Here is a 7948-nt window from a genome sequence, read left to right as displayed (position 1 = left end):
TCGCCGATGATCAGAGAGAGGGATCCCATCGAGAATACTGGCTATTTCAGCGGCGATCCGTGACAGCACGAACGTGCAGAATGCGGTCTCCACCACCTCAGCGGTATCTTTGGCATTTTTTAGCTCCTGGGCGTCAGCCTGTGCTCGGGTAAGCCGGTGCCGCTCATATTCAATCGTGCCTGGCTGGAGGTCGGATTCCGAAGCAATGCGAAGATCCTCTACCTCTTTCCGTAATTTCTCATTCTCAATCTCCGCGTCGCGCGCGGAATACCACTCGATAGCTGCGGCTGAGTCATAGAGTACTTCGTTACCTTTTCCGCCACCGCGCGCAACCGGCATCCCCTGATCCTGCCAGTTCTGGATCGTGCGCACACTGACACCGAAGATGTCAGAAAGCCGCTTTTTGTTGACCTCCATAGCTCACTCCGTGCGCAAAAACAGAGAACGGAAACGATCTCGGGTTTTTTACCCATTTTTCTGGCTTAACGTTTCCTTTCTTTTTAGAGGGTGTTTTCTTTTAAAACAATGGATTAGCGAGAAGAAGAACGGAAACGGCAAAAACCCGAAAATTTTCATAAATAGCGAGAATCTGCGCGGACGCCGCCCCGTAACAGACCAGATCGCCAGAAAGGACCCACAAAAACAAAGCAAACAAAATGTGATGAAGTTCAAGCTGAATCACTTACTCAACTTCAAATGCCGAAATAAAAAAGCATCATCTCTTGAGAAAGATGATGCTTTTATTAGAACTGGCCGTCGATGACGATTAGATTAAATTAATTTTTATGTCATAGCTTTCCAGTCCAGTCATTTTTTCCCGAGCAGTAAACTGGATATCAGCAACTTCTTTACCTGTCTTTTTTTTGAGCTCAGTTATTTTTTTAGTAATGAAATCAGAAATATCCGCTTCAGTTTTTCTTTTTAACTCTTCGATTTTCATCATGCACCTCTTCTGGTCTGTATTGGCATCTATGCCCGGCAGATCCCATGATTCATGTGATAACTTGAACAACCATTGGTATCTATAAACGATAAGTTGGAAAGTTTCAATAATCAAGGGGTTAGTGCATATTGTTTATACTAATTTCGCTCAATAATCAAACAACCATTCACTACTTTAGCCACATTCATAAAGGTATGAACAGTAATCATTTAAAGAGTTTTGATGCTGCTTCAAGAATTTCTTCAGAAGTAACATCCCGGTCTGAGGCAACATAAACAATCTTATGATCTCCGGTTATAGACGGAAAACCTGCAGACATTACTTGTAGATGTGCTTTTTCCCCATTAGGGTACTCGCGCATTATTGTAGTAATACCCTTCATTACTAATACTACTACAGCGGATTCTGAATTAAAAAACACTATCACTTTTTTCATAATTCTCCCGTGTACACCCTGTCAATAAGAACCGCATAAAAAAGGCCCCATAAGGGGCCTGATTTTTATTTTCTGAAATCTAATGGAGACTGACCAGAACGAATGTACATTGCAATATTATCGAATGTAATCATTGTAGTTTTGCAAAAAATACATTTCGCGCCGAAAGGATTGCTATCTGTGACATCAAAAGATGATGTTCTGTACTGAGACCCATGGCAACAAGGGCATCTGAAGTGAATATTATTAGTAATAACAGTTTCCTTAAAGGGCTACGACATTAACTGCCGAGGGACCTTTAGGGCCCTGTTCAACACCAAACTCGACTTCCTGATTCTCATTCAGCGTCTTAAAATCGTTACTTTGGATAGCAGAAAAATGTACAAATACATCCTTACTACCATCTTTTGGAGTGATAAAACCAAACCCTTTTTCAGGATTGAACCATTTAACTAAACCAGTCATTTTGTTAGACATAATCATTACCTTTTTTGAGTAAGCCCTTGGGCAGAATGGTCCGAAAAAAATTATCAGAGAGAAAAAGCCGACAAGGAAATCTCAATAGGAACAAATAATAAAATTATTACAGTGACTGCTTCAGATAAATTTGTAACAAACCAGAGCCCCATTAACGCATGATTAACACTACATAGCAAGATATAGTTTTGTAAGGCAGTAACACTCTGCTACTGCACATGTTTTTATGATAATTGACGAATTTTCTTTTGATACATCCCTCTGCAATACACATTTAGTTTGCCTTAAGGATTCATATGTACGTTGACAAGTCACTCCTGCAATGTAGCGTTCGTCAGCGATTGCAGCATAACGTTTAGCTTCTGCTGCAATATCTCCGAGCATGTCGGCGAGCATTCCGGCGTCGGCTCTGGCTGTTTTGCTTCTGACGGCAGCGGCAAGATCTGCGGTGTGCTTTGCGGCGTCCAGGCGGGTGGCAAGTTTTGTTGCTTCGGTGTGCAGCTTGTTAACAGTGGCAGACAGGCCAGCAGCAGTGGCAGCAGCTTTGGCGGCTTGTGCTTGTGCATCTTTTACAGCCTCATCACGGGCAATTATGCGCCCTTGTTCAATCATGCGGGCGGCGGTCTGCGCGTTCACTGTCTGTGACGACTCAGCGCTGTCGCGTTCTGCCCACTTCTTTTCCCAACCCCGATCACTCCAGACATTTCCGGCAATGAATAAGGCGGCCACCAGCAACATCATCACCAGTGGTTTCCAGTATTTCTCCAGGATGCCCATCATGACAGGAACACATCACGCTCAGCCTTGCGGCGATTCGTGAGCCCCGGCATAACTTTTCCACCAGCTTTATTCCAGCGCAGAAACTCATCTGCAGCGCCTTTGATATCGCCAGCGTTCAATTTCTTCAACAGCGTGGATGTTGATAGCGCACTCGAGCCAACGTTGTAAGCGAACGATACCAGCGCATCAAACTGGCCTTGTGTCAGTTTCACTCTGACCAGTTTCAGCACATCGTTTTCATAACTCACCAGCCCCGTTTTCAGCAGCCGATCAGCAGTGGTCTGGTCGATAGTCATTCCAGGCTTTACTGGCTTGCCATCTACCGGGTAGGTCCAGCCGTAGCCAATCGTCCACGGTGCGCCGCCTGTTCCCGGATCTGGATAGGCGGACAGCCGGCAACCTTCGAATTTTTTTATCAGCGCAATGCCGTCAGGACTGGTTTGCATCGTCAACTCCCGCCTTTTTGGCTGCGAATTTTTTAATCAGGTTGCCGATCGAATCGGTGCCGATGTATCCAATAAAGACGCTGGCAATGTATGCGAGGTTGCTACTCAATCCGGAGAAGTCGAGCAGGTCACGAATAAACCAGGCGATCATCGCGCACATCAGCGCATCAATTAGCGTCTTCATCTTGGCGCCACCGTTATAGCGACCACGCAGGTACGCCATAATAAAAGCCAGCATTGCACCAATACCCTGCTCCTTAGCAGCAAGTAGCGCAGCGATGAAATCTTGTTTGTATGGCATTTTCATAGGCCTCACCTCCGTTAATGACGGATGGCGCTTGTTGTCAACGACGGGTGAAAAGAAAAGACCCACCGAAGTGAGTCTGGGAGCTAAATAATTACCAATGTATGTCGATAATCATATTTTGGAATCTGGGGGGCATATGACTCAAGTATCAACAAAAGCAGAGCTAATAACCGCGATTCTCGGCAAGGAGCCAAGAATAGAAATATCTGGTTCATTGAAGGATGGTACCGCAAAGATCGTAGCATCAGGCTCAGTAGCGTGGGCGGTAGCTCTCGGTGGATTAGCGATTGCAGCCACATCAATATCAATCTTTGCAGCAACCCAGCAACAGAATAGTCAATCTGACTCATCTAATAACGCGAACAATTTTATTGGAGCTGTAGGTTTAGTCTCTGCCCCTATAGCATTAGGCGCTATCGGTATTTCTGGAACCACCCTAGCTATTTCACTAATAACCGCCAGTGGATCCTTGCTTACAGTAAAATCATTACGAGAATACAAGGTGGTAAAAAATGACGACAATATTCTTGTAATAGAAAGAAATTAAAAACCCGCACTCGGCGGGTTGGATGAGGCGGCCTCTGCGCAAGCGACTGGCGGATTGGGGAATGAGCCGTTCGTCAGTGAGGCCTGAATACGACAAAGCCCGGCGAGATACCGAGGCTTTGATGTTATTTTGCAATACGACGATGTGACAGGGGTACTGGTGCAATGCACCTCGCGAATACCCCTGTCGTATCGCCGGAAAGCAAAAGCCCCGACTGGCGGGGCTCTCGTCATAATCAAATTGTCGCTTCTCATCGCTGCCATCGTGGCGCAGCTCTGCCAAGCATGAATGTATTATCTAACTTTCTGGGTAGAATTCAATGTACATAACTAAAAATAGCACTAAAAGACAAAAATACTTTCTAATCATCCAGAAGCTTCCGGGCTGACAGATAAACCTTCGCTCTGAAAATCTGCAGACACCATTTAACACGCTCCCTCGCCTTTTCAGGGGTTAACCACGGCGCAATTATCCGCAACTCTCTTGTAATATCAGATATTTTTTTTCGCGTGGTGTAATACTGAAGACCGACGACATATACCGGATCATTGACATCAAGCGCCAGCAACACGGATTGCTCTACAAAATCAACATCATCATTATGCAGAGCTTCATCGATTACGCTGGTGGCTGGCTGTGGCCACAGAATGGTATGAGCGCGATTCAGTGCCTGCTGCCCCTTCAATCCCTCACTGCGAGCCTGGTTCAGCGCAGCCGTAAAACGCTCCAGCGCTTTATCCGACCAACGTCCTCCCCTCAGTACATTCCAGCATTCATGCCCCCTGGGCATTCGGGGTGCAGTTCCCCCGCTCACACCTTCTCCCCATATCGTTAACAGTGATTTAATCCATGCCGACTGAATCCCCGTAAGGAGAGTACATTTCCCCAGCCAGCTTTTGCGCGGCGCTATCGCTGCCTTTTCCAGAGCTGCGCGGTGTGAACGTTTTTGACGTGGCGTCATGGTTTTTCTCCTTTATGCCAGCACGCCAAGCGCGAACGCCCGGTCCAGCACATTTTTCAACATTTCAAGCTGAGAACCGTATTTACGTTCAAACTTGACCGGGTCGTTATGCAGTTCTGTGTGATGTTTACGGCACAGTGGAAGGGTAAAGCTGTCATGGGCTTTTGTTCCCATTCCTCCCTGCCCGTGTCCAATTAGATGATGGGGATCGTCTGATGGCATCCCGCAACATTCGCACGGCAGTGTCTTCACCCATCGGACATATTCAGGATTTACCCAGCGACTGCGTTTTGGCCGCTTCATAAGGGTTTGCGGAGATTCCGGATCAACGGTCAGCATCACAACTGGCTTTGTCTCCGGTATTACCTGAATAAAGTCACCCGGCAACAATTCCAGTCGTTTTTCCAGAATGCTGGTGGCCGGAACCGAAGGGACGATCTCACTTTCCTTATAAAATGACTGCACCGGTTCGTTCGGCAGTGCCAAAGCGCGGCTCGCAATCCCCTCCGGTATCGCTGCGGCGACGCCGGAATACACTGCCCACCAGCACAATTCTGCAAGTGAAAGTTCTCTGTCTTTGCCACACCTTAGCGCAGCTAATACGTTATCAATCACCCACTCGATCAGGTTCTTGCGTGCCAGCGCCGAAAGTTGCTCCGTCGCCTGCGCCCGCAACTGATTATCACAATGCCAGCAGACACGTATCGCCCCCGGCTCATGTCGTATATTAACCAGCTCGCTGTGGTGATATTCTGAATGCGGCCACTGGCAATGACTCACCCGACGGCATAACCATTCCTCCAGCGCCGTAATTCCTCCAGCAGCGCGGATCACCCGTTCATCAGTAAAAAACGGCACCAGACCACCGTCTTCTGCCAGCGGCTGGTGGGCATCAGGGATTTTCCCGGATGGCCAGCGCGTCATATACTCTGGAGGCTTTTCTATCAGCACCCGGCCATGATGAAACAGACCGAACAACTCACTGCCCGGCTTCAGCATTATCAGCCCCATTTCACGAACAATTACGGGTTTGAGCAGTGCGCGCATTCAACAATCTCCCGGATGACTATTTGCCCCTTTTCTCCCCAGATTTTTGTGACGCGCCCGTCCCACACGCGACTGTCGTCATCAAATATCGCGTCGAGCAACGCCTTTTCGAGATTGTCCTTGTCTGGTTTCTGCTGGTGCGGTTTCCCGCACATTTCGCCGCGGCGCTTCCTGCTCCAACTGGCGGGCATGGGGAGTATGAATGTGACGTGATAACCTGACTCAGGCAGTGAGACATGGTTCAGCCTGACTTCATCGCAGAACGCACGATAGCGAAGCACCGGCGGACGTTTCTGCCATTTATCCCGCTGAGTCTTTCTGGGTTTACCGAGTGGTGTAATGTCGTAGACGTGCACGATCACCCCCACATCCGCGAACGATACGATTTTTTAGTGTGGGCCGGGCCGGAGTTTTCAGTCAGTAATGCACTGACAATCCAAAAACACGGATCAGAGTCGAGACTTCGCTCTGTTTTAATGCCCTTTTCCCGGTAACGTGCCACCAGCTGGTCGGCCTGCTCAGTGGTCAGCCCGTAATGAGTGAACCAGCTCCGTTTCATGTCACCTCCCTAACGGGCGGCAACAGAAATTCGCTGGCGCTGGGTAACGTCAGTGGGGGTAGTATTTTGAAGTGGTTTTGCGCCATCGTTTTCTCCGTGGCGCAGCAGGTATAGGTTGTTCAGGCCTATGAAGGAAGTGTATCAGATTTCCGGGAAACGCGATAACCAGCTTTTTCCAGCATTTCAGTAAACAAGGTTGGCGTTCCTATAATTTCATCCTCCTGAAGCGGCATAAACGACACGACACCGCCGCGCCGATACATCAGGGCGCGTTCGCATTCAGGAAAAGAATGAAGCCTCGCAACAATAACTCCATCATGACATCTAATTACTGCATAGCCTTTTGTTGGTAATTCTTCTTTTTTTGTCACCTTTTGACCCCTCCGGATAAACAGGGTAATAACGCTTCTGGCATTAATAGAACCAGTCGTCAGCGCTTTCCCATGTCTCCTGCAGGATGCTTTCGATGTTTTTTTTATCGTCTTTATTTCCACCGAAAACACTCAGGCTGTCTGAACCAGCACGACGAATTACCAGGCTGCAATTTTCATACTGATTGCTAAGGCGCTTGAGCAATTCTTTCTCCAGTGCGGGCAAAGCTCCCTTCGGAAGTTCTTTAGTGCGATCAATGGTTAATTCAACTTTCATAATAGCCTCCATTGCATGTACTGTGTTTATGTACAGTATACCCATGAAAGAAAATGATCAACGGTTTAAGAGCACAAATTGTTAATCACATGTCAGGAAGTGAAACTATAACCCGCCGTAGCGGGTTGAATTGAATGATGTTTTTATGCGGCAATTTCTTTCGTCTGGCAGAGTTCCGGCAAATTGGCACGCACCAGCGCTTCGGCGAACGGCGGCACGGCGTTTCCTCTGCAGATATGATTTTGGCCATTCGCATGAGGAAAAAATATTTGCTGCAAAAACAAAAAACCCGCCGAGGCGGGTTTAGACAGATCTTGTGGGATTTAACTTCCAGGTGCAAGTTTCCAGATGGCTTCAAGTATCAATTTGAGCTTGTCACCCAGCAACCAAACACCAGCAGAGCCCAAGAGGGTTAACACTATGAACCCGCCTATTACCTTATTTCTAGCCCCAGAAATCGATTGCTCTAGTGCTTCGAGTTTATCGTTTTGCGTTTTAAGTAAGCCCTCAATTCTTTCCAGGGTATCAGCTGTCCGCCCAGAAGAAGATTGAGATTCCCCCACCTTATCATGCAAAGTATCTATACGATCATTAGTATGGCGCAGATCATCACGAAGATTGTTTACCGCATTGAGAACCCATTGACCTTGTGCCTGAGGTGTGCTGATTTCCCCAAGAGTATCTCTATCTTCAGGTGTACTACTATGACCACCGTTATCTCGACGGCTTCTGTTTGACATCAGCCCCCTCCTTTAGCAGATAACCAAGGCCATAATTCAGTATTATGATAGCCCCAA

The 7948-nt window shown here is 47.5% G+C and carries 15 protein-coding genes and 2 pseudogenes; 2 read left to right on the top strand and 15 right to left on the bottom strand.

The genetic code is table 11. The annotated features are described in order from the left end of the window. The 8 genes and pseudogenes from AB7E14_RS16995 to AB7E14_RS16960 all read right to left on the bottom strand — a co-directional run. Positions 1-417, bottom strand: a 417-nt coding sequence (locus AB7E14_RS16995) for a terminase small subunit (protein ID WP_428169701.1), incomplete at its 3' end; no start/stop codon positions are given. 349 nt (positions 418-766) lie between these two features. Beyond that, a complete protein-coding gene (locus AB7E14_RS16990; RefSeq protein WP_043001969.1) occupies positions 767-940 on the bottom strand; it encodes a GnsA/GnsB family addiction module toxin in 174 nt (57 codons plus the stop codon). Positions 941-1148: 208 nt separating this feature from the next. After that, on the bottom strand, positions 1149-1379 hold the full coding sequence (locus AB7E14_RS16985; protein WP_316961793.1) for a hypothetical protein: 231 nt from the start codon (positions 1377-1379) through the stop codon (positions 1149-1151). 65 nt (positions 1380-1444) lie between these two features. Further along, entirely contained in the window at positions 1445-1633 is a 189-nt protein-coding gene (locus tag AB7E14_RS16980; RefSeq protein ID WP_071887719.1) for a cold-shock protein, read from the bottom strand. Between the two features lie 10 nt (positions 1634-1643). Then, a complete protein-coding gene (cspE, locus tag AB7E14_RS16975; protein ID WP_042319517.1) occupies positions 1644-1856 on the bottom strand; it encodes a transcription antiterminator/RNA stability regulator CspE in 213 nt (70 codons plus the stop codon). A 276-nt stretch (positions 1857-2132) separates the two neighbouring features. Continuing rightward, positions 2133-2636, bottom strand: a pseudogene (locus tag AB7E14_RS16970) (DUF2514 domain-containing protein); the annotation flags it as partial. Continuing rightward, positions 2633-3082 carry a lysozyme gene (locus AB7E14_RS16965; RefSeq protein WP_046401840.1) on the bottom strand — a complete coding sequence of 150 codons (450 nt, stop codon included), beginning with the start codon at positions 3080-3082 and terminating at the stop codon, positions 2633-2635. The pseudogene AB7E14_RS16970 and the gene AB7E14_RS16965, both read right to left, overlap by 4 nt. Continuing rightward, a complete protein-coding gene (locus AB7E14_RS16960) occupies positions 3066-3389 on the bottom strand; it encodes a phage holin, lambda family (RefSeq protein ID WP_046401839.1) in 324 nt (107 codons plus the stop codon). The genes AB7E14_RS16965 and AB7E14_RS16960 overlap by 17 nt, the downstream gene beginning before the upstream one ends. 136 nt (positions 3390-3525) lie before the next feature. Here AB7E14_RS16960 and AB7E14_RS16955 point away from each other — a divergent pair, with 136 nt between their 5' ends. Then, on the top strand, positions 3526-3936 hold the full coding sequence (locus AB7E14_RS16955; protein WP_192502360.1) for a hypothetical protein: 411 nt from the start codon (positions 3526-3528) through the stop codon (positions 3934-3936). Positions 3937-4297: 361 nt separating this feature from the next. Here the strand turns inward: AB7E14_RS16955 and AB7E14_RS16950 are convergent, their stop codons facing one another. The 3 genes from AB7E14_RS16950 to AB7E14_RS16940 are packed head-to-tail and all read right to left on the bottom strand — an operon-like array spanning position 4298 to position 6303. Further along, positions 4298-4897 (bottom strand): hypothetical protein, encoded by a 600-nt coding sequence (locus tag AB7E14_RS16950; protein ID WP_316961795.1) that lies wholly within the window; start codon positions 4895-4897, stop codon positions 4298-4300. Positions 4898-4909: 12 nt separating this feature from the next. Beyond that, a complete protein-coding gene (locus AB7E14_RS16945; RefSeq protein ID WP_316961796.1) occupies positions 4910-5944 on the bottom strand; it encodes a DUF968 domain-containing protein in 1035 nt (344 codons plus the stop codon). Then, the gene (locus AB7E14_RS16940; protein ID WP_369862156.1) at positions 5920-6303 is read right to left on the bottom strand and encodes a RusA family crossover junction endodeoxyribonuclease; all 384 of its coding nucleotides are present in this window, start codon (positions 6301-6303) and stop codon (positions 5920-5922) included. The genes AB7E14_RS16945 and AB7E14_RS16940 overlap by 25 nt, the downstream gene beginning before the upstream one ends. A 176-nt stretch (positions 6304-6479) precedes the next feature. Here AB7E14_RS16940 and AB7E14_RS16935 point away from each other — a divergent pair, with 176 nt between their 5' ends. Next, positions 6480-6617 carry a hypothetical protein gene (locus AB7E14_RS16935; protein ID WP_369862137.1) on the top strand — a complete coding sequence of 46 codons (138 nt, stop codon included), beginning with the start codon at positions 6480-6482 and terminating at the stop codon, positions 6615-6617. Positions 6618-6628: 11 nt separating this feature from the next. Here AB7E14_RS16935 and AB7E14_RS16930 read toward each other — a convergent pair whose 3' ends face one another. The 4 genes and pseudogenes from AB7E14_RS16930 to AB7E14_RS16915 all read right to left on the bottom strand — a co-directional run bounded on the left by AB7E14_RS16930 (position 6629) and on the right by AB7E14_RS16915 (position 7891). Further along, entirely contained in the window at positions 6629-6874 is a 246-nt protein-coding gene (locus AB7E14_RS16930; RefSeq protein ID WP_316961798.1) for a hypothetical protein, read from the bottom strand. A gap of 43 nt (positions 6875-6917) precedes the next feature. Next, positions 6918-7151, bottom strand: a complete 234-nt coding sequence (locus AB7E14_RS16925; RefSeq protein ID WP_199998075.1) for a DinI-like family protein — start codon at positions 7149-7151, stop codon at positions 6918-6920. Positions 7152-7294: 143 nt separating this feature from the next. Then, positions 7295-7378, bottom strand: a pseudogene (locus AB7E14_RS16920) (DNA methyltransferase); the annotation flags it as partial. A 96-nt stretch (positions 7379-7474) separates the two neighbouring features. Next, positions 7475-7891: a hypothetical protein gene (locus AB7E14_RS16915; RefSeq protein ID WP_044266845.1), complete on the bottom strand. Its 417-nt coding sequence runs from the start codon at positions 7889-7891 to the stop codon at positions 7475-7477. Positions 7892-7948 lie beyond the last annotated feature (57 nt).

The organism is Citrobacter sp., assembly GCF_050252275.1.
Taxonomy (GTDB): Bacteria; Pseudomonadota; Gammaproteobacteria; order Enterobacterales; family Enterobacteriaceae; genus Citrobacter_A; species Citrobacter_A amalonaticus.
The sequence above is the reverse complement of the archived record's forward strand: the minus strand, read 5'-3'. Positions and strand labels throughout refer to the sequence as shown.